25 protein-coding genes and 1 riboswitch are annotated in these 25,067 nt (G+C 53.8%); of the genes, 6 read left to right on the top strand and 19 right to left on the bottom strand.

Going from position 1 to position 25,067, the window contains the following annotated elements; translation table 11 throughout:
- The first annotated feature begins 33 nt into the window (after nt 1-33).
- Genes J4613_RS10365 through J4613_RS10375 form a run of 3 tightly spaced genes read left to right on the top strand, consistent with a single transcriptional unit; the run spans nt 34 to nt 2,992 of the window.
- Nucleotides 34-792, top strand: a complete 759-nt coding sequence (locus J4613_RS10365; protein WP_000192039.1) for an endonuclease/exonuclease/phosphatase family protein — start codon at nt 34-36, stop codon at nt 790-792.
- Entirely contained in the window at nt 789-2,030 is a 1,242-nt protein-coding gene (gene clsB / locus J4613_RS10370) for a cardiolipin synthase ClsB (RefSeq protein ID WP_000649639.1), read from the top strand. The genes J4613_RS10365 and clsB overlap by 4 nt, the downstream gene beginning before the upstream one ends.
- Nucleotides 2,030-2,992, top strand: coding sequence for a YbhN family protein (locus J4613_RS10375; protein WP_001129817.1), 963 nt, complete (start codon nt 2,030-2,032; stop codon nt 2,990-2,992). Before clsB ends, J4613_RS10375 begins: the two co-directional genes overlap by 1 nt.
- Before the next feature lie 2 nt (nt 2,993-2,994).
- Here the strand turns inward: J4613_RS10375 and J4613_RS10380 are convergent, their stop codons facing one another.
- From J4613_RS10380 to moaA, 9 genes are all read right to left on the bottom strand, one after another.
- Nucleotides 2,995-3,555: a hypothetical protein gene (locus J4613_RS10380; RefSeq protein WP_001052196.1), complete on the bottom strand. Its 561-nt coding sequence runs from the start codon at nt 3,553-3,555 to the stop codon at nt 2,995-2,997.
- 7 nt (nt 3,556-3,562) lie between these two features.
- Nucleotides 3,563-4,171 carry a hypothetical protein gene (locus J4613_RS10385; protein ID WP_077248404.1) on the bottom strand — a complete coding sequence of 203 codons (609 nt, stop codon included), beginning with the start codon at nt 4,169-4,171 and terminating at the stop codon, nt 3,563-3,565.
- Between the two features lie 23 nt (nt 4,172-4,194).
- A complete protein-coding gene (locus tag J4613_RS10390; RefSeq protein WP_000529049.1) occupies nt 4,195-4,902 on the bottom strand; it encodes a Bax inhibitor-1 family protein in 708 nt (235 codons plus the stop codon).
- Between the two features lie 146 nt (nt 4,903-5,048).
- On the bottom strand, nt 5,049-5,753 hold the full coding sequence (locus tag J4613_RS10395; protein ID WP_000373611.1) for a Bax inhibitor-1/YccA family protein: 705 nt from the start codon (nt 5,751-5,753) through the stop codon (nt 5,049-5,051).
- 47 nt (nt 5,754-5,800) lie between these two features.
- The gene (gene moaE / locus J4613_RS10400; RefSeq protein WP_001209384.1) at nt 5,801-6,253 is read right to left on the bottom strand and encodes a molybdopterin synthase catalytic subunit MoaE; all 453 of its coding nucleotides are present in this window, start codon (nt 6,251-6,253) and stop codon (nt 5,801-5,803) included.
- A gap of 1 nt (nt 6,254) precedes the next feature.
- The gene (gene moaD, locus J4613_RS10405; protein WP_000598597.1) at nt 6,255-6,500 is read right to left on the bottom strand and encodes a molybdopterin synthase sulfur carrier subunit; all 246 of its coding nucleotides are present in this window, start codon (nt 6,498-6,500) and stop codon (nt 6,255-6,257) included.
- Nucleotides 6,493-6,978, bottom strand: coding sequence for a cyclic pyranopterin monophosphate synthase MoaC (moaC, locus tag J4613_RS10410; RefSeq protein ID WP_000080894.1), 486 nt, complete (start codon nt 6,976-6,978; stop codon nt 6,493-6,495). The genes moaD and moaC overlap by 8 nt, the downstream gene beginning before the upstream one ends.
- Nucleotides 6,979-6,980: 2 nt before the next feature.
- Complete coding sequence (gene moaB / locus J4613_RS10415; protein WP_000084604.1) at nt 6,981-7,493, bottom strand: molybdenum cofactor biosynthesis protein B; 513 nt, start codon at nt 7,491-7,493, stop codon at nt 6,981-6,983.
- Nucleotides 7,494-7,514: 21 nt separating this feature from the next.
- Nucleotides 7,515-8,504 (bottom strand): GTP 3',8-cyclase MoaA, encoded by a 990-nt coding sequence (moaA, locus tag J4613_RS10420; protein WP_000168187.1) that lies wholly within the window; start codon nt 8,502-8,504, stop codon nt 7,515-7,517.
- A riboswitch (molybdenum cofactor riboswitch) is annotated at nt 8,492-8,636 on the bottom strand. It overlaps the preceding gene by 13 nt.
- Before the next feature lie 264 nt (nt 8,637-8,900).
- Between moaA and yvcK the strand changes: the two genes are divergently transcribed.
- Entirely contained in the window at nt 8,901-9,809 is a 909-nt protein-coding gene (yvcK, locus tag J4613_RS10425; protein WP_001246033.1) for a uridine diphosphate-N-acetylglucosamine-binding protein YvcK, read from the top strand.
- 94 nt (nt 9,810-9,903) lie between these two features.
- Here the strand turns inward: yvcK and slrP are convergent, their stop codons facing one another.
- The 7 genes from slrP to bioB all read right to left on the bottom strand — a co-directional run bounded on the left by slrP (nt 9,904) and on the right by bioB (nt 18,942).
- Complete coding sequence (gene slrP, locus J4613_RS10430; protein ID WP_000481996.1) at nt 9,904-12,168, bottom strand: SPI-1 type III secretion system effector E3 ubiquitin transferase SlrP; 2,265 nt, start codon at nt 12,166-12,168, stop codon at nt 9,904-9,906.
- A gap of 7 nt (nt 12,169-12,175) precedes the next feature.
- Nucleotides 12,176-12,349 carry a hypothetical protein gene (locus tag J4613_RS10435; RefSeq protein WP_001616936.1) on the bottom strand — a complete coding sequence of 58 codons (174 nt, stop codon included), beginning with the start codon at nt 12,347-12,349 and terminating at the stop codon, nt 12,176-12,178.
- A gap of 308 nt (nt 12,350-12,657) precedes the next feature.
- Nucleotides 12,658-14,679 (bottom strand): excinuclease ABC subunit UvrB, encoded by a 2,022-nt coding sequence (gene uvrB, locus J4613_RS10440; RefSeq protein ID WP_000042506.1) that lies wholly within the window; start codon nt 14,677-14,679, stop codon nt 12,658-12,660.
- 650 nt (nt 14,680-15,329) lie between these two features.
- Nucleotides 15,330-16,016 (bottom strand): dethiobiotin synthase, encoded by a 687-nt coding sequence (gene bioD / locus J4613_RS10445; RefSeq protein WP_000167221.1) that lies wholly within the window; start codon nt 16,014-16,016, stop codon nt 15,330-15,332.
- On the bottom strand, nt 16,009-16,764 hold the full coding sequence (gene bioC, locus J4613_RS10450; protein WP_000079910.1) for a malonyl-ACP O-methyltransferase BioC: 756 nt from the start codon (nt 16,762-16,764) through the stop codon (nt 16,009-16,011). Before bioC ends, bioD begins: the two co-directional genes overlap by 8 nt.
- Nucleotides 16,748-17,905, bottom strand: a complete 1,158-nt coding sequence (gene bioF, locus J4613_RS10455; protein ID WP_000118955.1) for an 8-amino-7-oxononanoate synthase — start codon at nt 17,903-17,905, stop codon at nt 16,748-16,750. The genes bioC and bioF overlap by 17 nt, the downstream gene beginning before the upstream one ends.
- Entirely contained in the window at nt 17,902-18,942 is a 1,041-nt protein-coding gene (gene bioB, locus J4613_RS10460; protein ID WP_000090727.1) for a biotin synthase BioB, read from the bottom strand. Before bioB ends, bioF begins: the two co-directional genes overlap by 4 nt.
- Nucleotides 18,943-19,028: 86 nt before the next feature.
- Here bioB and bioA point away from each other — a divergent pair, with 86 nt between their 5' ends.
- Both bioA and J4613_RS10470 read left to right on the top strand, forming a co-directional pair.
- A complete protein-coding gene (gene bioA / locus J4613_RS10465; RefSeq protein WP_000205499.1) occupies nt 19,029-20,318 on the top strand; it encodes an adenosylmethionine--8-amino-7-oxononanoate transaminase in 1,290 nt (429 codons plus the stop codon).
- A gap of 57 nt (nt 20,319-20,375) precedes the next feature.
- Complete coding sequence (locus J4613_RS10470; RefSeq protein WP_000767403.1) at nt 20,376-20,852, top strand: kinase inhibitor; 477 nt, start codon at nt 20,376-20,378, stop codon at nt 20,850-20,852.
- 84 nt (nt 20,853-20,936) lie between these two features.
- On the opposite strand, the gene hutH is transcribed toward J4613_RS10470, so the two are convergent.
- From hutH to J4613_RS10485, 3 genes are all read right to left on the bottom strand, one after another.
- Nucleotides 20,937-22,457: a histidine ammonia-lyase gene (gene hutH / locus J4613_RS10475; protein ID WP_001095241.1), complete on the bottom strand. Its 1,521-nt coding sequence runs from the start codon at nt 22,455-22,457 to the stop codon at nt 20,937-20,939.
- A 1-nt stretch (nt 22,458) separates the two neighbouring features.
- Complete coding sequence (hutU, locus tag J4613_RS10480; protein ID WP_001115217.1) at nt 22,459-24,144, bottom strand: urocanate hydratase; 1,686 nt, start codon at nt 24,142-24,144, stop codon at nt 22,459-22,461.
- A 196-nt stretch (nt 24,145-24,340) separates the two neighbouring features.
- Entirely contained in the window at nt 24,341-25,066 is a 726-nt protein-coding gene (locus tag J4613_RS10485; RefSeq protein WP_000287413.1) for a histidine utilization repressor, read from the bottom strand.
- Nucleotide 25,067: the final 1 nt, after the last annotated feature.

Genomic DNA, 25,067 nt, shown 5'->3' on the forward strand with positions numbered 1-25,067 from the left:
TTCAATCAGGATAGTGACGCGGACAGGAAGAAAATGACTCAACACACGCGAAATTTTTCATTCAAAGTGCTCACAATTAATACGCACAAAGGTTTTACCGCCTTTAATAAACGCTTCATCCTGCCGGAGCTGCGCGACGCCGTCAGAACGGTCGGCGCCGATATCGTCTGTCTGCAAGAAGTGATGGGCGCGCACGAAGTGCATCCGCTGCATATCGAAAACTGGCCGGACACTACCCACTATGAATTTTTGGCCGACACCATGTGGAGCGATTTCGCCTATGGCCGCAATGCGGTCTATCCGGAAGGCCACCACGGTAACGCGGTTCTTTCTCGCTATCCCATTGAACATTATGAAAATCGCGACGTCTCGGTCGGCGGTAGCGAAAAACGCGGCGTGCTCTATTGCCGCATTACGCCGCCCATGCTCAACCGCCCTATCCACGTCATGTGCGTACATCTCGGCCTGCGGGAGAGTCACCGCCAGGCACAGCTAACCATGCTGGCGGGATGGGTGAATGCCTTGCCGGAATCAGAACCGGTGCTGGTGGCCGGAGACTTTAATGACTGGCGGCAAAAGGCCGGCCCGCCGTTAAACGCGGCCGGGCTGGAGGAGATATTCACCCGTGCCCATGGCCGACCGGCGCGCACATTCCCGGTGAGTATGCCGCTGCTGCGACTCGATCGTATTTACGTCAAGAATGCGAACGCCAGTTCTCCTACGGCGCTACCGCTGCGGAACTGGCGACATTTATCAGACCATGCCCCCCTTAGCGCGGAGATCCATCTATGAAATGCGGCTGGCGTGAAGGTAATCAAATTCAGCTACTGGAAAACGGCGACCAGTTCTATCCTGCCGTGTTTGAAGCCATCGCTCAGGCACAGCAAAAAATCATTCTGGAAACCTTTATCTTATTTGAAGATGAGGTGGGTAAAAAACTCCATGCCGCTCTGCTAAAAGCCGCACAGCGCGGCGTAAAAGCCGAAGTATTACTCGACGGCTACGGCTCTCCCGATCTCAGCGACGCGTTTGTCGGCGAATTGACCTCAGCGGGCGTGATTTTTCGCTATTACGACCCCCGCCCGCGTCTACTGGGGTTGCGAACCAATATCTTCCGCCGAATGCACCGCAAAATTGTGGTGATTGATGATCGTATTGCCTTTGTCGGCGGCATTAACTACTCCGCCGAACATATGTCGGATTACGGCCCGCAGGCGAAACAAGACTACGCGGTACGGGTCGAAGGGCCTGTAGTGGCCGATATCCTGCAATTCGAAGTCGAGAATCTGCCGGGGCAAAGCCCCGCGCGCCGCTGGTGGAAGCGCCATCATCAGGCCGAAGAAAACCGCCACCCCGGCGAAGCGCAGGCGCTGTTTGTCTGGCGAGATAACGAAGAGCACCGCGACGATATCGAACGTCATTATCTGAAAATGCTGACCCAGGCAAAGCGTGAGGTGATTATCGCTAACGCCTATTTTTTCCCCGGCTATCGCTTGCTCCACGCAATGCGTAAAGCCGCCCGCCGTGGCGTGAGCGTAAAACTGATTGTCCAGGGGGAACCAGACATGCCGATAGTCAAAGTCGGCGCGCGGTTGCTCTATAACTATCTGGTGAAGGGCGGCGTGCAGGTTTATGAATACCGACGACGTCCGCTGCATGGCAAAGTGGCGCTGATGGACGATCACTGGGCCACGGTAGGGTCGAGTAATCTCGATCCGCTCAGCCTGTCGCTTAACCTTGAAGCTAACCTGATCATTCACGATCGTACTTTTAACCAGACCCTGCGCGATAATTTACAAGGCATCATCGTGAATGATTGTAAGCAGGTCGATGAGTCTATGCTGCCGAAACGCACCTGGTGGAACCTGACCAAAAGCGTGCTGGCGTTCCACTTTTTACGTCATTTCCCGGCGCTGGTCGGCTGGCTACCGGCGCATACCCCGCATCTGGCGCAGGTTCCCCCGCCTGCCCAGCCAGAAATGGAAACCCAGGATCGCGTTGATCCAGAAAATACAGGAGTGAAGCCCTAATGGCTAAATCGCATCCGCGCTGGCGGCTGGCTAAAAAAGTGCTGACCTGGCTGTTTTTTATTGCGGTCGTCGTTCTGCTGGTGGTTTATGCTAAAAAGGTCGACTGGGGCGATGTCTGGACCGTCATCCGTGACTATAACCGCACGGCGCTTTTAAGCGCTGTAGGACTGGTGATCGTTAGCTATCTTCTGTACGGCTGCTACGACCTGCTTGGACGGCTTTATTGCGGCCATAAGCTGGCGAAGCGACAGGTGATGTTGGTATCGTTCGTCTGCTATGCCTTTAACCTGACGCTCAGCACCTGGGTCGGCGGGATCGGGATGCGTTACCGACTATACTCTCGCCTCGGGTTGCCCGGCAGTACTATCACGCGCATTTTCTCACTCAGCATTACCACTAACTGGCTGGGCTATATTCTGCTTGGCGGCATCATTTTTACCTTCGGCATTGTCCAGCTTCCCGACCACTGGTATATCGATGAAGGCACACTACGTATTCTCGGTATCGTTTTATTGTTGATTATCGCGGTCTATCTGTGGTTTTGCGCCTTTGCGAAGCGGCGGCATATGACGATTAAAGGACAGAAACTGGTGCTGCCGTCATGGAAATTCGCGCTGGCGCAGATGGCGATCTCCAGCGCGAACTGGATGGCGATGGGCGCCATCATCTGGCTGCTGATGGGTCAGGATGTGAACTATTTCTTTGTGCTGGGCGTACTGCTGGTGAGCAGTATCGCGGGCGTCATCGTGCATATTCCGGCAGGCATCGGCGTGCTGGAGGCCGTATTCCTCGCGTTGCTGGCGGGCGAACATACGTCGCAAGGCACGATTATCGCCGCCCTGCTCGCGTACCGTGTGCTTTACTATTTTATTCCCCTGTTGCTGGCGCTGGTGTGCTATCTGATCCTGGAGAGCCGGGCGAAGAAGTTGCGGGCGAAAAACGAGCGGGCGATGGCGAAATGAATTTAAGCAGACGCGTTTTCGCTTTCCAGCACAACGCGTTTTATCCGGTAAAAATAAACATATGCTGAGAAAAAAGACGTATTCATCTGTAAGCGGGAAAAAAGCAGCAATGACCAGCTAAACAGCAGCAGGAGCACTTCGTGAAACTCGCCCATGAATACTGATGACAGGGTACAGAACGTTGCCAACGTAACGGAAATAATGGCCAGCAATAGCGCATAGCGGTAAATAATGACCCCGCTCATTCTTCCTTTAAGCAGGAGCTGATTTGACGGGGTAAGAAAAGCGATATAGCCCACGGCCAGGAAGAAGACCAGCTCCAGATGCTTTTTATTGTGCAGCTCAAACTGCGCAATAACCATGTTTATACTGACGATCCATGTCATGGTCATCATAATCGCCGTAAGCCCAATAACGCCTCCGTGAGGAATACCTTGTTCATACCAGTTTTTTTTGTAGTGGCTGGCCGGATACACAGGTAACTTAATTTCTGGCGGGATCAACTGCCCTTTTTTCACCAGCTCCGCCAGTGTTTTTCCTGTTAGCCACGTCATCAGGTTCATGGGCTTATCATTTCCTTGTCTGTGAGGTGAGATATTTTTGTAATGCGACTCGCACTAATCGACGCCCCAGGCAGAAACGAATCATCATCGTAAACGTTTCGCCATTCATCACCCAGCGGCAAAGCACAACCATAATAATCGCGATAACCAGATCACTCTTTAGTTCGCTATTTTGATGGCACAACACGTCAAATAATCCAGTACCGCAGAGCATAATATTTAATAAAAACAGTAAAACGCAGAGGCGCAACCCCAGGATAAAACCTTTGGCAATAAGCCATACCTCAGCCATAACACATAGCATCATACCTATAGCACTGCCAAAATAAATAATTATATTTAGTGGCCAATACAGGATAAACTTATCAAAAACAAAATGCGCACTACACACACCTCCCACAAGAAGCATAAAACTAAACGCGCAAACAGGCGCAGGATTGGGTAATGAATGTTCCCATGACAATCCGGTAATGAAATGAGAAATCAGCGCTGGCGGGCATTTCTTATTAAAATCCTCGCCGCCATTTTTAATGGCGCGAGTGACGTCTTTAGCTTCACAAAACGCTAACCAAAATTGTTTGCCACATAATTTACTCATTATACCCATCATCACCAACCTGAATAAAAAACCTGCAACGCCTACGGCCTGAAAGATAATAGTATTTCCAGAATCATCAAAATGATATAACGACACAGCGTAACCACAGCATTAATAATGCCAAGGTAAAGCGTCAGCGCGCCAAATAAAGCGCAACGAGGCAGGGATGAAAACTCGCTGTGGTATAACATGCGGGCATAACCATGAAGTGTCGATTTTTCTAGTGCTGTAATCAATGTCCATACCAATACCGTCAGCACACTGACTATCCAGACCAGAGTGCTACTGGCCACCAGGCTATTGACAACTATCGCAGCGATGATCCCGCTTACCGCCATAAAAATTAACGGCCTGAATAGACCAGAACTGATATTCAGGTAGAAAATAAATAAGGCATTAAGACTAAACATGATTCCAACAATCACGAAAATGGTCGCGCCACCTGAGAAAAGGTAAGCTAATGACACGCCGGTAAGCGTAATGATGGCAATATATATCAACGTTACGGCAACAGTGCCAAAGCGGGAAAGATGGGTAACGGCCCCATACCCCAGGCCAAGCAAAAGTGCTGATACCCACAAAACAACAACAGGATGAACGTGGGTTATAAAAAAATGAGTATACAACGTTAGCCATATAATGCCGGCGGTACACCATAGTCCCAGCGCAGTATACCAATAGGTAAGGGATAACATTGTCGCGGGAATAAATGCTATTTGCCGTATACGTATTGCAGCCAGAGGTCCCACTTGTCATTTATCACTCTTCTCATGATCACGGTGATAAGAATGGCAAGCGCAGGAAAATATTTCTAAGATGTTTATGCTGTTTCGCCCTAAATAAAGTCCTAAAAAAAATCCTGGCGCAGGGCCAGGATTTTAAGAGATCGCTATAATTAGCGGCGATTACCAAAAATACGCAGTAACATCAGGAACAGGTTGATAAAGTCCAGGTACAGCGTTAACGCGCCGAGAATCGAATATTTACGCAGATTAGCGCTATCGCGGGTATCTATTTGCTCGCCGATATTTTTCAGTTTCTGCGTGTCATAGGCGGTCAGACCGACAAACACCACCACCCCGATATAGGTTACCGCCCACATCAGCGCTTCACTCTTCAGCCAGAAATTGACCAGCGACGCCAGAACGATACCAATAAGCGCCATAAACAGCATATTGCCGAAACCGCTAAGATCGCGTTTAGTGGTGTACCCGTACAGGCTCATGGCGCCAAACATTCCCCCCGTCACCACAAACGTGCTGGCGATAGAGGAGTAGGTGTAAACGATAAAAATACTGGATAACGTCAATCCGGTTAGCGCCGAATAGAGCATAAACAGCGTCGTCGCCATTCCGGCGCTAAGTTTATGCACCAGTCCCGACAGAACAAACACCAGCGCAAGCTGGGCAATAATTAAGCCAAAGAAGGTGATCTTACTGGAAAAGACAAACATCATGACGGCTGGCGTATTAGCCGCATACCACGCGATAAACGCGGTCAGTAACAGTCCGACCGTCATCCAGCCATACACTTGCGCCATATAGGTCTGCAGGCCGGACCGCGCCTGCACTATTGAATCAGATCGTGGAAATCTGTCCATGATGAACTCCTGTGTGGAAATGATACCCTAAAGCGTATCACATTCTGCTACCAACGTTTCGCCAACTGCTGGTCGCTGTCGCGCGCTTCGACCCAGCGATCGCCTTCCGGCGTGGCTTCACGCTTCCAGAACGGCGCACGGGTTTTCAGATAATCCATAATGAACTGACCGGCGTCGAACGCGCTACTGCGGTGCGCGCTGGTGACGCCGACAAACACAATCTCATCGCCCGGCCATAATTCGCCAACGCGATGAATCACCGTGACCCGCCCCAGCGGCCAGCGGGAACGCGCCTTCGCGACGATCTCCGCCAGAGCTTTCTCAGTCATGCCGGGATAATGCTCCAGCGTCAGCGCCTTAACGCTATCGCCCAGGTTATGATTGCGCACTTTTCCGGTAAAGGTGACGACCGCGCCGTCTTCGTCGCGCGCCGCCAGCCAGGAATATTCCTCCCCGACGCTAAACGGCGCAGGGCCGACTACAATTCGCGTTTCGCGCATGTTAGCCCCCCGTGACTGGCGGGAAAAACGCCACTTCATCGCCCGCCGTCAGCGGATGGTCAAAACTTACCAGCGTCTGGTTGACCGCCGCCAACAGCTTGCCGTCTTCCAACGCCAGCGCCCAACGATCGCTCTTTGTCGTCAGATGCTGTCGCAGCGACTCAACGGTGGAAAAATCTGCTGGAAGATCCAGCGCGTCAGTTCCTGTAAGCTCGCGAACCTGGGCGAAGAAAAGCACCTTAATCATGCGCATCCACCTTAAAATCCCCCGATTTGCCGCCGCTTTTCGCCAGCAGGCGCACCGGACCAATTACCATATCTTTTTGTACCGCTTTACACATGTCGTAGATGGTTAACGCCGCGACGGACGCCGCAGTTAACGCTTCCATTTCGACGCCGGTTTTACCGGTCAGACGGCACAGAGACTCAATACGTACGCGGTTATGCTCCGGCTCGGCCTGAAGCTGAATCTCCACTTTACTTAGCAGTAGCGGGTGGCACAGCGGGATCAGCTCCCAGGTGCGTTTGGCGGCCTGAATACCGGCAATTCGGGCGGTGGCGAAAACATCGCCCTTGTGGTGTTTGCCATCAACAATCATCGCCAGCGTTTCACTACGCATGGTAACGAATGCTTCCGCCCGCGCTTCACGAACGGTTTCCGCTTTCGCGGAAACGTCCACCATGTGCGCTTCGCCTGCGGCGTTTATATGGGTTAATTGCGACATCGTTATTTCTTTAAATGAGGGTGAAAATTACATGGGCGTGTACGGGCATCCAGCTGCGGCGCAATGATATTCTCCCATGCGGTTCTGCACGCTTTTGTTGAGCCCGGCATGGCGAAAATCAAGGTGTTATTCGCCACGCCAGCTACCGCGCGCGACTGCAGAGTTGCGGTGCCGATCTCTTCAAACGAGAGCATGCGAAACACTTCGCCAAATCCTTCCACTTCACGATCGAACAGCGGCAACAGCGCTTCCGGCGCCTGATCGCCTTCGGTCAAACCGGTCCCGCCAGTTATCAATACGACCTGCACCTCATCACTGGCGATCCAGGCGGAAACCTGGGCGCGAATCGCGTAACGGTTCTCTTTAACGATGGCTTTCGCCACCACTTCATGCCCGGCCTCCTGCGCCGAATCACGCAGATAATGACCGGAGGTATCGTCTTCTTCGCCGCGTCGGCTGGAAACAGTAAGAATAGCGATGCGGGTCGGGATAAATTCAGCGCTGACCTGACTCATCTGAAATCTCCTTATTAAGGATTAACCGCCAATGTAAGATAAATTTTGCGTAATACCAGTATTGCTCTGGTGAAGGAAATGGGTCTGCTTTTTCTCCCGCAACGCGTCGGAAATACGTTCCTCAAGCGCGTATTGCTGCGCATCATCCTGTAACAGGTCGCGTAAACTCACGCCGCCGTCGCCAAACAGACATAAATGCAGCTTCCCGACAGACGAAACACGCAGGCGGTTACAGGTGGCGCAGAAATCTTTTTCATACGGCATAATGAGGCCGATCTCACCGACGTAATCGGGATGACAAAAAACCTGCGCCGGACCATCGCTACGCTGGCGGAGCTGGTGGATCCAGCCGCGCTTAATCAGCTCGTCGCGTAATACCTGACCCGAAATATGATGTTTGCGGAAGAGATCGCTCCCCTCGCCCGTCTCCATAAGTTCAATGAAGCGTAACTGAATGGGGCGAGGCTGAATCCAGGCAAGGAAGGTATCCAACTGATGGTGATTCACGTCGCGCATCAGCACGGTGTTGACTTTCACCTTTTTGAAACCGGCGTCAAAGGCGGCATCGATGCCCGCCATCACCTGGCGGAATTTGTCCTGACCGGTAATCGCATGGAACTGACGCGCATCCAGGCTATCCACGCTAACATTGACGCCCGTCAGCCCCGCTTCGCGCCAGCTCGCGGCATCGCGCGCCAGTCGATAACCGTTAGTGGTCACCGCGATCTGGCGAATAGCATCATTTTCACCCACGGCGGCAATGATGTCGGTAAAATCGCGGCGTAATGAAGGCTCGCCGCCGGTAAGACGCACCTTCTCCGTGCCAAGACTGGCAAAAGCGCGCGTAACGCGACGAATTTCATCGACGGTAAGGAAACCGTTGTTAGTGACGCCGCCAGGTTTGTAGCCATCCGGCAGGCAGTAGGTGCAACGAAAGTTACACACATCGGTAATCGACAAACGCAAGTAGTAAAACTTACGCGCGAAAGCATCGGTAAGTTGTGAAGCCATGTACACCTTTCCAAATACGGGAGGCGGAGTCATTTCTTCCTGCGCCCTGGTGGCAAACGTTAAACGTTGTCACGGCCAAAGCACCGTATCAAAAATGACCCAGGTGCAGAGGCTAGAGTGTTTACTGTGGTTACGCCGATACTAGCGTGTAAATGACAATTTCGCCATCACGCTTTCGCTATATAAACATATACATAGCGATATGATCGTGCTATTTAGCGACAGAATACGTGAAAATCACACTTTTACATTGATATATATCATTTAGCCGTGGTAACGCCCTCGCTATAAAGGGGTAGTCGGGAATAATTAATTGTCTTTTAGCCGGTCGGCTAATTGCTGAAAACCCGCGACTTGCGCTACTGTAGCGCTGCTTATTTGACTTCAGGAATTTTTATGCGCAATCGTACGCTGGCTGACCTTGATCGTGTCGTTGCCCTCGGCGGAGGGCATGGATTAGGACGCGTCCTCTCCTCGCTTTCTTCATTAGGTTCGCGCCTGACCGGCATTGTGACTACCACAGATAACGGGGGGTCAACTGGCCGTATTCGCCGCTCGGAAGGCGGGATCGCCTGGGGCGATATGCGCAACTGTCTGAATCAGTTAATTACCGAACCCAGCGTCGCATCCGCTATGTTTGAGTACCGTTTTGGCGGTAATGGCGAACTTTCTGGTCATAACCTCGGAAATTTGATGTTAAAGGCGTTAGATCACCTGAGCGTGCGGCCTCTGGAAGCGATTAATTTAATTCGTAATCTGCTTAAAGTGGACGCGCAGCTGATCCCGATGTCGGAGCTACCGGTAGATCTGATGGCGATTGACGATCAGGGGCATGAGATTTATGGCGAGGTGAATATCGATCAGTTAGCGACGCCGCCGCAGGAGATCATGTTAACGCCAAACGTTCCGGCGACGCGGGAAGCGGTACAGGCCATTAATGACGCGGATCTGATTCTGATTGGCCCTGGCAGTTTTTATACCAGCCTGATGCCTTGCCTGCTACTGGATGAACTGGCGCAGGCGCTGCGGCGCACCCCAGCGCCAATGGTGTATATCGGCAATCTGGGTCGCGAACTGAGTCTGCCCGCCGCCAGTTTAACGCTGGTCGATAAGCTGGCGATGATGGAGCAATATATTGGCAAAAAAGTCATTGACGCAGTAGTGGTTGGGCCGCGAGTTGACGTCAGTGCGGTGAACGATCGGCTGGTGATTCAGGAAGTGCTGGAGGCCAGCGATATCCCCTATCGCCACGATCGTCAGTTATTACACAATGCGCTGGAAAAAGCGCTACAGGCGTTGGGTTAAGCCCGTTTACCGACGACGCTGCGCTTATCAGAAGCCTGTTTACACCGAAGGGTAAACAGGCTCTCTCCCTCTTCTGATAAACTGCGTTCAGCTATCACCAGTAGGCGCTCATGAGCGAGCTCACCTCTTTTTTCAGCAATATATTCTCCATGATCTCAGTAAAGAGGGTCTGATTGATCTCTTCCATTATCCGCATTCCAGCCATGCGCTCTGCGTCAGGATCACCTGCTATTCCTAACGCTTCCAGTTCAGCATTGACCCGGCTCTGATACTCATCCGTTTCAATACACTCAGCCCTTTTGGCCATCATTTCACGCCACTCTTCTGGCGCTATACGCTCCAGCACTTTATGCCACGGCCCCCACAGCGCAAACCATTTGTGAAAATCCCTATTTTCAGCAATTTTTATCCTTATTTCCGCCTCGTCCAGGTCAGACTCAGTGATACCAGAAACGTTATAAAATCGCATATCCTGGGTCATTGTTGTCAGCGACAGCGACTCTCGTAACTGATTCTGAAAACCCAGAAATACTTCGACTTCGTCAATAAAAAACAGCCGTTTTACCTTTTCTCTGGCGAGCGATTCTATTTGCTCCAGCCGAAAGATTTCACGCCCCGCCATAATCAGTTCCGCTAAGTGGCTATCAAAGGCGCCTCTTTCAGCATCATGAACCAACGTCGCTTCCTGCATTTGGTGGTATGCCAGTGTGACCCGATCTTCACAGCTTATCGTTGCACCCATCGCTATAATAAATGCGGTTTCTCTTAGTGCGCTATCTTCAGCCAGGCGCATTAGCCAGGCGGAGACTTGTTCCTTAAAATCCGGGTGTCGGGTGTTCTGCGTATCGCTAAGACGATCCAGAAACATGCTGAAGGCTGCCGCGTTTACTTCCGTCTCAAACGCCCGCCATTGGTTGACGTCTTCCTCCTCGAGATTGGTTAGCCACCCCTGGACAGCTTGATGCAGTGGTCGAGTTACCCGAACAATTGAAAAGTCGCCCATGGCAAACAATACCCGGGGTCCCTGATAATCTACAGATGACATTAGCCGCTGCATATTCTGTATTGTTCGTTCTGAAAAAGGATTATATTCTACGATTATTCTTGTAGGTTGAGGTCCTTCACCACGAAAATGGGGTAACGACTCCGGGAGACGGACCAGGTTATTGCGAGAGGCCTGCATTATTTGTAATGCCGCCGGGAGGTTTTCCGGTAGATTAGTCAATGCGTTACGGGAAACATCCAGCGTTGTTATCGTGGGAGGTAGTGTTTCAGGCAGAACCGTAATCTGATTTTTACTTACATCCAGGACCTGTAATTCTGGTGGTAACGATGCGGGCAGACTGGTTAAGGCATTTTCGCCGGCCTCCAGAGTCTTCAGGCCCGGCGGCAATGTTTCAGGCAAAGCGGTTAACGAATTACTCTGCACATTCAAATGGGTAATCCCTGACGGAAGATGTGCTGGCAGTGTCCTTATGCTGTTATCATAAACGCTCAGGTACCGAAGTTCCTCAGGTAGATTTTCAGGTAAACAACTAATTTTATTATGGAAAAGATCCAGCGATTGAAGCGCTGAAGGCAAACGTTCCGGCAATTCAGTAATACGGTTAATGCTCAGCTCCATTTCCTGTATGGTATCCGGTAACGTGGCAGGGATACTGGTTAGCTGATTACTGTTGGCATACAGGGTCTTTATATTTCCCTGTAAATTTTCCGGCAAACTTTTCAGTTCATTGTTATCGAGTATCAGAGTAGTTATCTGCTCAGGAATACAGGCAGGTATAGTGGTAAGTCCTAATATTTTCAGACGAAGTTCCGTCTTATTATTTTTCAGGCAGTCACGCATCCGTTGTACGGCTTCTTCACGATTTGCTGCCTCTTTCGCTGGCGCCTCTTTTACCCACTCAGACCAGATTAACTCATAATTCACAGCATCTTTGGAGCCGGAAGCGCTACTCGCCTGCTCGCTTTCTGTCACACGGGTATAGGTGACTGACTTTCCCCCTCCCTCAACGGTATAGCCCTCTGTATTAAAAACTATAGACAGAATTTCCTGACTATTTTCACTCAAAATACAGTATTGGTCTGCCCCTCCTCTACTATACTGAATATTATCCGCATACGCCGGGAAAGCTAACATCCTTAAACATTCAAACTTGCTTTTGATCTCTTCTGGCGAGGCGGTTTCAGGTGGATGACAAAGATAAGCGATGCAGTTTTGTGCTTCAACCTGATGTTCTGAAGAGAAAAAGGCACTTATTTTATTCCATATCTCTTCTTTTAAAGGCACCTCTGTTGAGGCCTCATTGCTAATACTTTGATGCCTTGCCGTAGATTGTATATTAGTAATATTAAACATATTTTCCCTACCTGATCTGAACGTAACCTAAAGTAACAGATAAGGATATTCTCAACTTTAAATAAGAGGTCACAGTCGTCATTATTTCGGACAAATCATTCAGTATTTGCAGCGCTTGACTTATAGATGCTCGCGCTTCCATCACCTCTTTTTTAAGTAGAATGATGTAATCTGTTGCCATGACACGCTTTCAACGAACTCATATAAGATTAAAATGACGATCATAAGGATAGCTATACCGATAATACGGGGCGTTTTTTTTCATAGCCGAGGAGAGAGGGAAAATTAGCGTTGGGTTCAGCCTCAACGCTAATTTTCTTCAGTTGTGATTAAACTAGCTACCCCATTGATGTTTTGAGTTTTTCGACAATCCCGTTAGTCAAAGCCTGTCACTGTTTTTCATTCCTGACTGACTTAGCCCTTACTATTGCACTGAAATTCTCAAAAGCGAGCCATGGTAACGATGACTCGCTGGCGATCGACACATTGTCAGGACGCCGCGATAAACAACTCGCGTAACTGGTGCAACTGGTCGCGAATTTGCGCGGCTTCTTCAAACTCCAGATTTTGCGCGTGCTGCATCATTTGCCCTTCCAGTTCATGAATTTTCTGCTGCAACGCTTTCGGCGTCATATCCAGTTCGACAATTCCGGCTTTTGCCGTAGAACGGCCCTTGCCTTTCCCCTTCGCTTTGGTTTTCGCAATGTTCTGCCCCAGCGCCAGGATGTCGACCACTTTTTTGTTCAGCCCCTGCGGAGTGATACCGTGCTCTTCGTTGTACTTCTGCTGCTTCTCGCGACGTCGCTCGGTTTCGCCAATCGCCTTCGCCATCGACGGCGTGATTTTATCGCCATACAGAATCGCTTTACCGTTAACGTTGCGCGCCGCGCGCCCTATGGTCTGAATCAGGGAGCGCTCGGAGCGCAGGAAGCCCTCTTTATCGGCGTCCAGAATCGCCACCAGCGAGACTTCCGGCATATCCAGCCCTTCGCGCAGCAGGTTAATCCCCACCAGAACGTCAAACTCGCCCAGACGCAAATCGCGGATGATTTCCATGCGCTCCACGGTATCAATATCTGAGTGCAGGTAACGCACGCGCTCGCCGTGTTCTTCCAGATATTCGGTCAAATCTTCCGCCATCCGTTTGGTAAGCGTAGTGACAAGGACACGCTCATTAATGGCCGCACGCTGACGAATTTCGGACAGCAGATCGTCCACCTGGGTCGCCACCGGACGCACTTCAATAATCGGGTCCAGCAGCCCGGTCGGTCGCACGACCTGATCCACCACCTCATCACCAGATTTTTCCAGCTCATAGTTGCCGGGCGTGGCGGAAACATAGATAGTTTGCGGCGCTAAGGCTTCAAACTCCTCAAACTTCAGCGGACGGTTATCCATCGCCGAAGGCAGACGGAAGCCATACTCGACCAGCGTCTCTTTGCGCGCCCGGTCGCCGCGGTACATGCCGCCTATCTGCGGGATGGTGACATGAGACTCATCCACCACCAGCAGTCCGTCGGCGGGCAGATAATCGAACAAGGTTGGCGGCGGTTCGCCCGGCCCGCGGCCCGACAGAAAGCGGGAATAGTTTTCAATGCCTGAGCAGTAGCCCAGCTCGTTCATCATCTCTAAATCGAACTGCGTGCGCTGGCTTAATCGCTGCTCTTCAAGCAGCTTATTATTTGCCAGCAAGACCTTACGCCTGTCCGCCAGCTCATCTTTTATCTCTTCCATCGCCTGCAGAATACGCTCGCGCGGCGTTACGTAGTGCGTTTTGGGATAGATAGTATAACGTGGCACCGTTGACTCTACCTGCCCGGTTAACGGGTCGAACAGCGACAGGCGTTCCACTTCTTCATCAAACAGCTCAACGCGTAGCGCGATGTCGTCAGATTCAGCCGGGAAGATGTCGATCACTTCGCCGCGCACGCGAAAGGTACCACGCTGAAAAGCTTGATCGTTACGGGTGTATTGCAATTCCGCCAGCCGACGCAAAATCGCGCGCTGGTCAATCAGCATTCCCACCGTCAGATGCAGCATCATTTTCAGGTAGAGATCCGGATCGCCCAGACCGTAAATCGCGGACACGGAAGCCACCACCACGACATCGCGTCGCTCAAGCAACGCTTTCGTTGCCGACAACCGCATTTGCTCAATATGTTCGTTTACCGAAGCGTCTTTTTCGATAAACGTATCCGAACTTGGCACATACGCTTCCGGCTGATAGTAGTCATAGTAGGAGACGAAATACTCCACCGCGTTTTCCGGGAAAAACTCTTTCATTTCGCCGTAGAGCTGCGCCGCCAGGGTTTTATTGGGCGCAAGCACCATCGTTGGCCGCTGCAAGTCCGCAATGACGTTGGCAATGGTGAATGTCTTCCCGGAGCCGGTCACGCCCAATAACGTCTGATGCGCCAGCCCGTCCTCCAGCCCCTCTTCCAGACGACGTATAGCGTCCGGCTGATCGCCAGAAGGTTTAAAAGCGGAATTCAGTTTGAACGGTTTACTCATGAGCGGCTACCTGAAGGAGTGAGCGGGCAGGGGTGTAATTTTACTCTCGACGGTGAATATTGCCAATAAAAAACACTGGATGAAAAAACAGTAACGCTCCAGTGTATAATGGCTATCGGCAGATACCCCACGCTATTTAGAGGTAAAACATAGACAGTCGCGGGGTAAAATTCCAGCAGTGTGCTGGTTATCCCCAGACCAGAGTCTTTTTTAACATTTGTCAAGTCGGATGATGAAAGTTTTATGTCAACGTATCCCCCTTCCTTTACAACCATTGATTTTATATAACTTGCTGTCTGAAAAGGGATATTTTCTCAAGCCGTCTTTCGCGCCAATTTAGTCGCAGGCCGCGTCGCCTCTCGCTTACGTTGTGTTTTCTAACTCTAATACACAAGGTTATCCACAGGAATAGTGGATAACTGCTTCCAGCCCGTATCCCCTGCCGCCTGGCAAAATCAGCCCCTGACGTTTTCGCCGGGCGATAAAAAAAAATTATCGCTATTTTTGGCAGATTATTGGCTAACGAGAAGGGAAAAATTGAGGCGTAGACGCTCACATTTTGCACATTTTTAGCCTGGCGACGTCAGGAGGGTCTGGCGAAAGAACAGCAGGATCGTCAGATCCTGCAAGAAGGCGGTTTTTAAGCGCGGTCAGGCGCGTTCCAGGGGGCTGAGGTCCAGATACTGTCCTGTCGCCGCCTGCGATGGAGAAATGCCCAGCCACGGGATTTCCCCTAACAGCGGGGCCGGTATGATGCGGCGAAGCGTCGCGAGATATTCACCATGACGCGCGCCCGGCGGCTGTATGTCGTTGGCTATCCATCCGACAAGTGGTAATCCGGCCTGTTCTACCGCCAGCGCCGTCAGCATGGCGTGATTAATACAGCCCAGCTTGACGCCAACAACCAGAATCACCGGCAGCTGCTCCGTCTGTACCCAGTCGGCAAACGTCAGCGTGGCAGAGAGCGGTGTAAACCAGCCGCCCGCCCCTTCTGTCAACACCCAGTCTGCCTGCGCCTCCAGCGTTCGCAATCCGCGTGATAACACCGCCGCGTCTATCGCCCGGCCTTCGTCGGCGCTAACGATGTGGGGAGAGGTAGGCTCGGCAAAAGTATAAGGATTGATAGCGGAATAAGGTTGCGGCAGGCTGCTGTTACGCTGCAAGGCCAGGGCATCGCTATTGCGTAGCCCGTCGGTTGTCATTTCGCTGCCGGAAGCGACGGGCTTATAGCCTACGGTTTGATAACCTAACTGCGTTGCGGCCTGCAATAAGGCGCAACTGGCAACCGTTTTACCGACTTCAGTATCAGTACCGGTCACAAAATAGCGTTTAGTCACGTTCAATCACTCCCATAAAAAGGTGGTACGTCAGCGGATATTTCCCCTGCCGCTGCGGCCATGCCAGTTGAATCTGTCTAAGCCGGGCGCGGGTTAATACATCCGTCTCCCGCCCTTCATGAAGATGGGTGGCGCCAATGCCTTTAAGCGAGCGCATTGCGCTCAGGGCATCCTCAAACCACAATGTCATCGCCTGAGTATGACGAAACGCCCGCCAGCCGCGCAGCGCGTGGTCAATGGCCTCTTCCGGCAAAAAGCTATTCGCGTGAGCGCGATTATCGACGGCCTGCCATGCCTGACGCAGCTCCGGCAACGACCCCTGGCACAAGGTGGTAAACGCCACCACGCCGCCGGGCCGTACAACCCGATACAACTCGCTCAACGCATCGCGTAAATCGCCGCACCACTGGACCGCCAGGTTGCTCCAGGCCAGGTCAAAAACTTCGGCGTCATGGGGAATCGCTTCGATATCCGCCAGCAAATAGTGATGCGCCGCCTGACGATCGCGAGCCTGTTGCAGCATCGGCAGCGAAAGATCCAGGGCGGTCACTTCGCTCCCCCGCTCTCGCCAGTAACGACTCATACGTCCGGGGCCGCAGCCTGCGTCCAACACACTGGCAAACTGGCGGCCTGTCAACAGCGTCAGCAGCGCATCCGCGCTGTGTTGCTGCAAAGAGGCGTGCTGTTCATATTGCGATGCGGCCCGGCCAAACGCCGCCGCAATAGCCTGCTTATTCACCTGCGCCATGCAGAACCTCCAGCAGACGGTCGATATCGCACGCTTCATGCGCCTGCGTTAACGTTAAGCGCAGGCGCGCCGTACCGACAGGCACCGTCGGCGGACGAATCGCCGTCGCCCAGCATCCTTGTTGACGCAGCGCCTCCGCCAGGCGCAATGCACGGCTGTTATCGCCCACGATTAACGGCTGGATGGCGCTATGGGCATTCAGTAGCGTAAATCGGGACGCGTTAACGCCTGCCCGAAAGCGCTGAACCAGAGCGGCGAGTTTTTCGCGCCGTTCACCACCTTCATCGCTACGGATCACCGCCAGCGAGGCGCTTAACGCCTGCGCCTGGGCGGGCGGCATACTGGTGCTGTAAACCAGATGACGGGCGAATTGCAGCAGATAATCTGCGACGCTTTCCGAGCAGAGCACCGCTGCGCCGCTGACGCCAAACCCCTTACCGAAAGTCACCACCAGCAACTCAGGCTTCACCCCCCGCTGCCAGCAGGTGCCCCGCCCCTCATCGCCAGTCACGCCGATGCCGTGCGCATCATCAACCAACAGCCAGGCATGATGCCTGCGGGCAATGTGCTGGATTTCCGCCAGCGGCGCGCTGTCGCCGTCCATGCTGTATACACCTTCTGTCACCACCAGTTGCTGACCCACGCAGGGCGATTGCAGTAAACGCGACAGATGCTGCGTATCGTTATGGATAAAGCGGCGAAGCTGCGCCGGACTCAGATTAGCGGCTTCCAGCAGGGAAGCATGACTCAACCTGTCGGCCACAATCCGGTCATTTTTTTTCATTAAGGCGGTAATGACCGCCTGATTCGCCGCAAAGCCAGAGATAAACAGCAGCGCGCGTGGATATCCTAACCATTGCGCCAGTTCCTCCTCTAACGCCTGGTGCGCCACGGAATAACCGCTGATATGACCCGACCCGCCGCTGCCGACGCCAAAACGCGTCGCTGCCTGTTGCCAGGCGCGAATAATCTGCGGATGTTGACTTAAGCCGAGGTAATCATTGCTGGAAAAGTTAAGATACTGTCGCCCGTTCGCTACCAGCCAGCGTCCGGCACCCTGCGATACCACATAGCGGCGGCGCAACGTATCCGTCACCCGACGCGCCGTCAGCGCATCGTCGACGCGTTGTTGCCAACTCATAAGGCTGCCGCGTTGTAATAATCATCGGTGTCAGGCGTCATCAGCGTCTGCTCCAGACGTTGCTGCTGCTCGTTATCGCCCGCCAGCACCCTGGTCTGCTGCGGATTCAGCCCCAGCTTACGGAATAACTGCAGATCCTTGTCCTCTGCCGGATTTGGCGTAGTTAACAATTTGCAGCCATAGAAAATCGAGTTCGCCCCGGCCATAAAGCACATCGCCTGGGTCTGCTCGTTCATCTGTTCACGCCCTGCGGAAAGACGCACGTATGAGGTCGGCATCATGATGCGCGCCACGGCGATAGTACGAATAAAATCAAACGCATCCACGTCATCGTTATCCGCAAGCGGCGTGCCTTTTACCTTCACCAGCATGTTGATTGGCACGCTTTCCGGCGGTGTCGGCAGGTTCGCCAACTGCAACAACAGTCCGGCGCGATCGGTAACCGTTTCGCCCAGACCCACAATGCCGCCGGAGCACACTTTAATCCCTGCTTCACGGACTTTTTCCAGCGTGTCGAGGCGCTCCTGATAGGTACGGGTAGTGATGATATTGCCGTAAAACTCCGGCGAGGTATCGAGGTTGTGGTTGTAGTAATCCAGCCCGGCGTTAGCCAGACGCTGCGCCTGGCTCTCGTTCAACATGCCGAGCGTCATACAGGTTTCCAGCCCCATCGCTTTGACGCCCTGTACAATCTGCTCCAGATAAGGCATATCGCGTTCATGCGGATTCTTCCAGGCCGCTCCCATACAGAAGCGGGTCGAACCGGCGTTTTTCGCTTTACGGGCGGAGTCCAGTACCTGCTCTACCTCCATTAAACGCTCGGCTTCCAGCCCTGTTTTATAGCGCGAGCTCTGCGGGCAGTATTTACAATCCTCCGGGCAGGCGCCGGTTTTGATCGACAGCAGCGTACTAACCTGTACCTGCTGCGGATCGAAATGCTGGCGATGAATTTGCTGCGCTTCAAACAGCAATTCCAGCAGTGGTTTTTCAAATAATTCGGTTACTTGCGACAGTGTCCAGCGTGGGTGGCGAGCCATTGGGCTTCTCCAAAATATGTTGTTTGTTTTTGATATGGTGTAGACTCGTAAACCTAAATCTTTTTAATTTGGTTTACAAGTCGATTATGACAACGGACGATCTGGCCTTCGATAAACGCCATATTTGGCATCCTTACACTTCCATGACCTCGCCGCTGCCGGTATATCCCGTTGAGCGGGCCGAAGGCTGCGAGCTGGTTCTCGCCTCGGGCGAATGCCTGATTGAGGGGATGTCCTCCTGGTGGGCGGCCATTCATGGTTATAACCACCCGCAATTGAATGCGGCGATGAAAGCGCAAATTGACGCCATGTCGCATGTCATGTTCGGCGGCATAACCCATCAACCTGCGGTGAATCTGTGCCGTAAGCTGGTCGCGATAACGCCTGAGCCGCTGGAGTGTGTCTTTCTGGCCGACTCCGGTTCGGTGTCGGTGGAAGTGGCCATGAAGATGGCGCTGCAATACTGGCAGGCGCGCGGCGAATCGCGTCAGCGTTTTCTGACGTTTCGCCACGGTTATCATGGCGACACGTTCGGCGCGATGTCGGTGTGCGATCCGGATAACTCCATGCACAGCTTGTGGAAAGGCTATCTGCCGGAAAATCTGTTCGCGCCGGCGCCGCAAAGCCGGATGGATGGCGAATGGGATGAAAGCGACATCGCGCCATTTGCCCGCCTGATGGCCGCGCATCGTCATGAAATAGCCGCCGTGATTCTGGAACCTATCGTTCAGGGCGCGGGCGGGATGCGCATATATCATCCACAATGGCTCAGGCGTATTCGTAACATGTGCGATCGCGAAGGCATTCTGCTGATTGCCGATGAAATAGCCACCGGGTTTGGCCGTACCGGCAAACTGTTCGCCTGCGAGCATGCCGGGATCGCACCGGATATTCTGTGTCTCGGCAAAGCGTTAACCGGCGGCACCATGACCCTCTCGGCAACGCTCACGACACGCCAGGTTGCAGAGACTATTAGCAACGGCGAGGCGGGGTGTTTTATGCATGGCCCGACGTTTATGGGGAATCCGCTGGCCTGCGCCGTCGCTTGCGCCAGCCTGACGCTGCTGGAAAGCGGCGAATGGCGTCAGCAGGTGGCGTCTATCGAGTCTCAGTTACGCGCTGAGTTAGCCCCCGCGCAAAGTTCGCCCTGGGTGGCGGATGTGCGGGTGTTGGGTGCGATTGGGGTGGTTGAAACCACGCATCCGGTCAATATGGCGGCGCTTCAACGCTTCTTCGTCGGGCAAGGCGTCTGGATCAGGCCGTTCGGCAAGCTAATCTACCTGATGCCGCCCTACATTATTCGTCCGGATCAACTGCGCCGTTTGACCCAGGCGGTCAATGACGCGGTACACAATGAAACATTTTTTAGCCATTAATCAGCGGTAAGCGATGCTGCTTCTGGCTACACTTCTGGTGAGTCAAAAGGAGAGCGCATGAAACTTATCAGCAACGATTTGCGCGATGGAGATAAACTTCCTCATCGCCACGTTTTTAACGGTATGGGCTATGATGGCGATAATATTTCGCCGCATCTGGCCTGGGACGACGTGCCGATGGGCACCAAAAGTTTTGTCGTGACCTGTTACGATCCCGACGCGCCGACCGGCTCCGGCTGGTGGCACTGGGTGGTGGTGAACCTCCCGGCGGATACGCGCGTACTGACCCAGGGGTTCGGCTCAGGCCTGGTGGCCGTACCAGACGGCGTCATTCAGACGCGTACCGATTTCGGTAAAGCGGGCTACGGCGGCGCGGCGCCGCCTAAAGGGGAAACGCACCGCTATATCTTTACGGTTCACGCGCTGGACGTCGAGCGTCTTGACGTTGATGAAGACGCCAGCGGCGCGATGGTCGGCTTTAACGTGCATTTCCATTCGCTCGCCAGCGCCTCGATCACGGCGATGTTCAGTTAAACGCTGTGCCGGATGGCGGCGTAAACGTCTTACCCTGCCAACGGGTTGGGTAAGCCGAATACGCGCCGCGCCATCCGGCAGCATTCACATAAAGTCCGGCACCAGACGCTGTAACGCGCCTTGCGCCAGCAGCGCCGTCGCACACTCAATATCGGGCGCGAAAAAACGATCCTGCGTATAGTGCGCCACCTGCTCGCGCAGTGTCTGCCGCGCCTGTTCCAGTAACGGGCTGGAGGTTAACCCTTCCCGTAAATCTATCCCCTGACAGGCCGCCAGCCACTCCACGGCAATGATGCCGCGGGTATTCGCCGCCATTTCCCAGAGTCGCCGTCCTGCCGCCGGGGCCATTGAGACATGATCTTCCTGATTCGCCGAGGTCGGCAGGCTATCCACGCTGTGCGGGTGCGCCAGCGCTTTATTCTCGCTGGCGAGCGCCGCGGCGGTGACCTGGGCAATCATAAAACCGGAATTAACGCCGCCATTTTTCACCAGGAACGGCGGTAACTGCGACATATGTTTATCCATCATCAGCGCGATGCGCCGCTCCGATAGCGCGCCGATTTCCGCTATCGCCAGCGCCAGATTATCCGCCGCCATGGCAACCGGTTCAGCATGGAAGTTACCGCCGGAGATCACCTCCCCCGCATCGGCAAAGACCAGCGGATTATCGGATACCGCGTTGGCCTCAGCCAGCAGTACCTCTTTCGTCTGACGTAACTGGGTCAGACAAGCGCCCATTACCTGCGGCTGGCAGCGAAGGGAATACGGGTCCTGAACTTTATGACAGTGGTGATGTGATTCAGCAATGGCGCTGGTATCGGTCAGCAGGTGCCGGAACAACCGCGCGACGTCAATTTGCCCCTGTTGTCCGCGCGCGGCATGAATGCGCGCATCAAAAGGACGGCGCGATCCCAGTACGGCTTCGGTAGTCAGCGCGCCGCAGACAACGGCGGAGGCAAATAACTCCTGTGCCTCAAACAAACCGCGCAGCGCGAAGGCCGTTGATGCCTGGGTGCCATTAAGCAGCGCCAGCCCCTCTTTGGCCGCCAGCGCGACAGGCTCCAGTCCGGCCTTTTTTAGCGCCGTCTGCGCCGGAAGCCATTCGCCCTGCCAGCGCGCTTTTCCTTCGCCAAGCAGCGTCAGCGACAGATGCGCCAGCGGCGCTAAGTCGCCCGACGCGCCAACCGAGCCTTTTGCCGGAATCAGCGGATACACGCCGGCATTCACCAGAGCGATGAGCGCCTCTATCACGCTCAACCGAATCCCGGAAAACCCGCGCGCCAGGCTATTGATTTTCAATACCATAATCAGACGCACCATCGCGTCATCCAGTGGGTCGCCTACGCCCGCGGCGTGAGACAACACCAACGATCGCTGTAGATTTTGCAAGTCTTCATCAGCGATGCGCGTCTGCGCCAGCAGGCCGAAACCGGTGTTGATGCCGTAGGCGGTACGCCCTTCGGCAACGATATCATTGACGCACGCGACACTGGCGTTAATGCCGTCAATGGCGCTGGCGTCCAGCCGAAGCTGTACCGGATGACGCCAGACATCGTACAGTTGAGAGAGGCTTAACTGCCCCGGAGTGAGTGTCATGGTGTTCATATCAGCCTTTCCCCTGCGTCGCCGCAACCATCGGTAAATTCAGACCTTGCTCAACAGCGCATTCCACCGCGAGATCATATCCGGCATCGGCATGGCGCATGACGCCCGTCGCCGGATCGTTGTGTAACACGCGGCGAATACGCGCGGCGGCCTCGTCAGTGCCATCACAGACAATCACCATACCGGCGTGTTGCGAAAACCCCATTCCCACCCCGCCGCCATGATGGAGCGATACCCATGTCGCCCCGCTGGCGGTATTCAGCAACGCATTTAACAGCGGCCAGTCGGAAACCGCGTCGGAACCGTCGCGCATCGCTTCGGTTTCACGGTTAGGGCTGGCGACAGAGCCGGAATCCAGGTGATCGCGGCCAATCACAATGGGCGCGGATACCTCGCCGCAACGCACCATTTCGTTGAACGCCAGCCCCAGTTTTTGCCGCCACTCCAGGCCTACCCAGCAGATACGCGCCGGTAACCCCTGAAAATGAATGCGCTCGCGCGCCATATCCAGCCAGTGATGCAGATGTTTATCCTCAGCCACTATCTCTTTGACTTTGGCATCGGTTTTATAGATATCCTGCGGATCGCCGGACAGCGCCACCCAGCGAAACGGCCCGATGCCACGGCAGAACAGCGGACGAATATAGGCTGGCACAAATCCCGGAAAATCAAAGGCGTTTTCCACCCCCATCTCTTTCGCCATCTGACGAATATTGTTGCCATAGTCAAAGGTCGGCACGCCCATTTGACTGAACGCCAGCATCGCCCGAACATGTGCCGCCATGGAACGTTTCGCTGCCTGCATCGTCCCGTGGGGATCGGATTGCGCGTTTTTCTGATACTCCTCCCAGCGCCAGCCGGAGGGTAAATAGCCATGTAGCGGATCGTGGGCGCTGGTCTGATCGGTCACCAGGTCCGGGCGCACGCCGCGATTAACCAGTTCCGGCAGGATATCCGCCGCATTCGCGCACAGGGCGACGGACACGGCTTTCCCCTCGCGGGTGTAGCGAGTAATGCGGGCCAGCGCGTCATCCAGCGTGGCGGCCTGCTCATCCACGTAGCGAGTACGCAGACGAAAATCGATACGGCTTTGCTGGCATTCAATCGTCAGCGAACACGCTCCGGCCAGCGTCGCGGCTAGCGGTTGCGCGCCGCCCATGCCGCCCAGCCCGGCAGTCAGCACCCAGCGTCCCGCCAGCGTGCCGTTATAGTGCTGACGCCCCGCCTCGACAAAGGTTTCGTATGTTCCCTGCACGATTCCCTGGCTGCCGATATAGATCCAGCTTCCGGCCGTCATTTGACCGTACATCGCCAGCCCTTTCGCATCCAGTTCGTTAAAGTGTTCCCATGTCGCCCAGTGGGGAACCAGGTTGGAGTTGGCGATTAATACCCGCGGCGCGTTGTCGTGCGTTTTAAATACGCCGACCGGTTTGCCAGACTGAATAAGCAACGTTTCGTCCGCCTCCAGCCGGGTGAGCGCATCAACAATAGCGTCATAGCATTCCCAGTTGCGCGCGGCGCGACCAATCCCGCCGTAGACCACCAGCTCATGCGGATTTTCCGCCACGTCAGGATCGAGATTATTCATTAACATCCGCAGCGGGGCTTCTGTCAGCCAGCTTTTCGCCGTTAATACCGTGCCTCGGGGCGCGCGGATAGTCTGCTGACGATACTTGCTTTCAGGCATAGCAATGACTCCTCATTATTATCGGTCTGCTATCGCCAAATAACGCTAAAACGCCACTATCAGGCACCGCCGCAGACCCACAGATAAGAATCAGACATATACTTGTCTATACAAGTAAGCACAAGAATAGAATTAACAAAAATGATACAATTTTGTTATATTGTGTCAGCAATCACGTTTTCCGGCAGCGGCCCGCTCAGGAGATAAATCGTCCCTGTAGCCGGTAGCGCGACCCGGGGAAAAGTAAACGGGCGTGAGAAACAATCCGCGACGCGGACCAGGTTGTACGACGAATGAGCAGACAAGGCTCATGCTCTTTGATAGTTAACCACGCGCACTCTTGCGCCGTGGCGCGCACCGCCTCCACAATATGTTCCCCTTCCGTTAGCGGCGCGATCCGCGACAAATAAGCGTGCGGCGTGGTCTGACGGTAATCCTGCGTCAGGTAATCCACGGCAATATCCGCATTCACGCAGCGATCTTCAATTTGTACCGGCAGATCGTTTTCATAATGCACCATGATGGAATGGAAAATGACATCGCTCTCATTGACGTTGAGAGCGCTGGCCTGGATGGCGTTTGCCCGCACACGCTCCAGCGTGAGCACCTCACAACGATGCTGATGACGGCGGGCGGCTATCTCCTCGGCGATACTGCGGACTTCAAACAGCGCGGACTGGCCTTTCGGTTCGGCGACAAACGTCCCCACGCCCTGTAAACGTACCAGCCACCCTTCATCCGTCAGCTCACGCAGCGCCCGGTTGATGGTCATTCGGCTAAAGCCATACTGAGCGACCAGTTCAGCTTCCGACGGAATGCGATCGTGCGGCTGCCAGACGCCGCCGGCTATTTTTTTACAGATGTCCTGTTTCACCGTTTCGTAAAAAGGCGCAGGCGCAGAACGGGAGCGGGATGAATACATG

It is taken from the genome of Salmonella sp. 32020114201800008SM (assembly GCF_017572025.1).
Taxonomy (GTDB): domain Bacteria; phylum Pseudomonadota; class Gammaproteobacteria; order Enterobacterales; family Enterobacteriaceae; genus Salmonella; species Salmonella enterica.

Excerpts from the sequence above, each read along its gene's own strand:
- J4613_RS10365 (WP_000192039.1), top strand. The coding sequence starts at position 34 with ATGACTCAACACACGCGAAATTTTTCATTCAAAGTGCTCACAATTAAT.
- clsB (WP_000649639.1), top strand. The coding sequence starts at position 789 with ATGAAATGCGGCTGGCGTGAAGGTAATCAAATTCAGCTACTGGAAAAC.
- J4613_RS10375 (WP_001129817.1), top strand. The coding sequence starts at position 2,030 with ATGGCTAAATCGCATCCGCGCTGGCGGCTGGCTAAAAAAGTGCTGACC.
- J4613_RS10380 (WP_001052196.1), bottom strand. The coding sequence starts at position 3,555 with ATGAACCTGATGACGTGGCTAACAGGAAAAACACTGGCGGAGCTGGTG.
- J4613_RS10395 (WP_000373611.1), bottom strand. The coding sequence starts at position 5,753 with ATGGACAGATTTCCACGATCTGATTCAATAGTGCAGGCGCGGTCCGGC.
- moaE (WP_001209384.1), bottom strand. The coding sequence starts at position 6,253 with ATGCGCGAAACGCGAATTGTAGTCGGCCCTGCGCCGTTTAGCGTCGGG.
- moaD (WP_000598597.1), bottom strand. The coding sequence starts at position 6,500 with ATGATTAAGGTGCTTTTCTTCGCCCAGGTTCGCGAGCTTACAGGAACT.
- moaC (WP_000080894.1), bottom strand. The coding sequence starts at position 6,978 with ATGTCGCAATTAACCCATATAAACGCCGCAGGCGAAGCGCACATGGTG.
- moaB (WP_000084604.1), bottom strand. The coding sequence starts at position 7,493 with ATGAGTCAGGTCAGCGCTGAATTTATCCCGACCCGCATCGCTATTCTT.
- moaA (WP_000168187.1), bottom strand. The coding sequence starts at position 8,504 with ATGGCTTCACAACTTACCGATGCTTTCGCGCGTAAGTTTTACTACTTG.
- yvcK (WP_001246033.1), top strand. The coding sequence starts at position 8,901 with ATGCGCAATCGTACGCTGGCTGACCTTGATCGTGTCGTTGCCCTCGGC.
- slrP (WP_000481996.1), bottom strand. The coding sequence starts at position 12,168 with ATGTTTAATATTACTAATATACAATCTACGGCAAGGCATCAAAGTATT.
- J4613_RS10435 (WP_001616936.1), bottom strand. The coding sequence starts at position 12,349 with ATGGCAACAGATTACATCATTCTACTTAAAAAAGAGGTGATGGAAGCG.
- uvrB (WP_000042506.1), bottom strand. The coding sequence starts at position 14,679 with ATGAGTAAACCGTTCAAACTGAATTCCGCTTTTAAACCTTCTGGCGAT.
- bioC (WP_000079910.1), bottom strand. The coding sequence starts at position 16,764 with ATGGCGCAGGTGAATAAGCAGGCTATTGCGGCGGCGTTTGGCCGGGCC.
- bioF (WP_000118955.1), bottom strand. The coding sequence starts at position 17,905 with ATGAGTTGGCAACAACGCGTCGACGATGCGCTGACGGCGCGTCGGGTG.
- bioB (WP_000090727.1), bottom strand. The coding sequence starts at position 18,942 with ATGGCTCGCCACCCACGCTGGACACTGTCGCAAGTAACCGAATTATTT.
- bioA (WP_000205499.1), top strand. The coding sequence starts at position 19,029 with ATGACAACGGACGATCTGGCCTTCGATAAACGCCATATTTGGCATCCT.
- J4613_RS10470 (WP_000767403.1), top strand. The coding sequence starts at position 20,376 with ATGAAACTTATCAGCAACGATTTGCGCGATGGAGATAAACTTCCTCAT.
- hutH (WP_001095241.1), bottom strand. The coding sequence starts at position 22,457 with ATGAACACCATGACACTCACTCCGGGGCAGTTAAGCCTCTCTCAACTG.
- hutU (WP_001115217.1), bottom strand. The coding sequence starts at position 24,144 with ATGCCTGAAAGCAAGTATCGTCAGCAGACTATCCGCGCGCCCCGAGGC.
- J4613_RS10485 (WP_000287413.1), bottom strand. The coding sequence starts at position 25,066 with ATGTATTCATCCCGCTCCCGTTCTGCGCCTGCGCCTTTTTACGAAACG.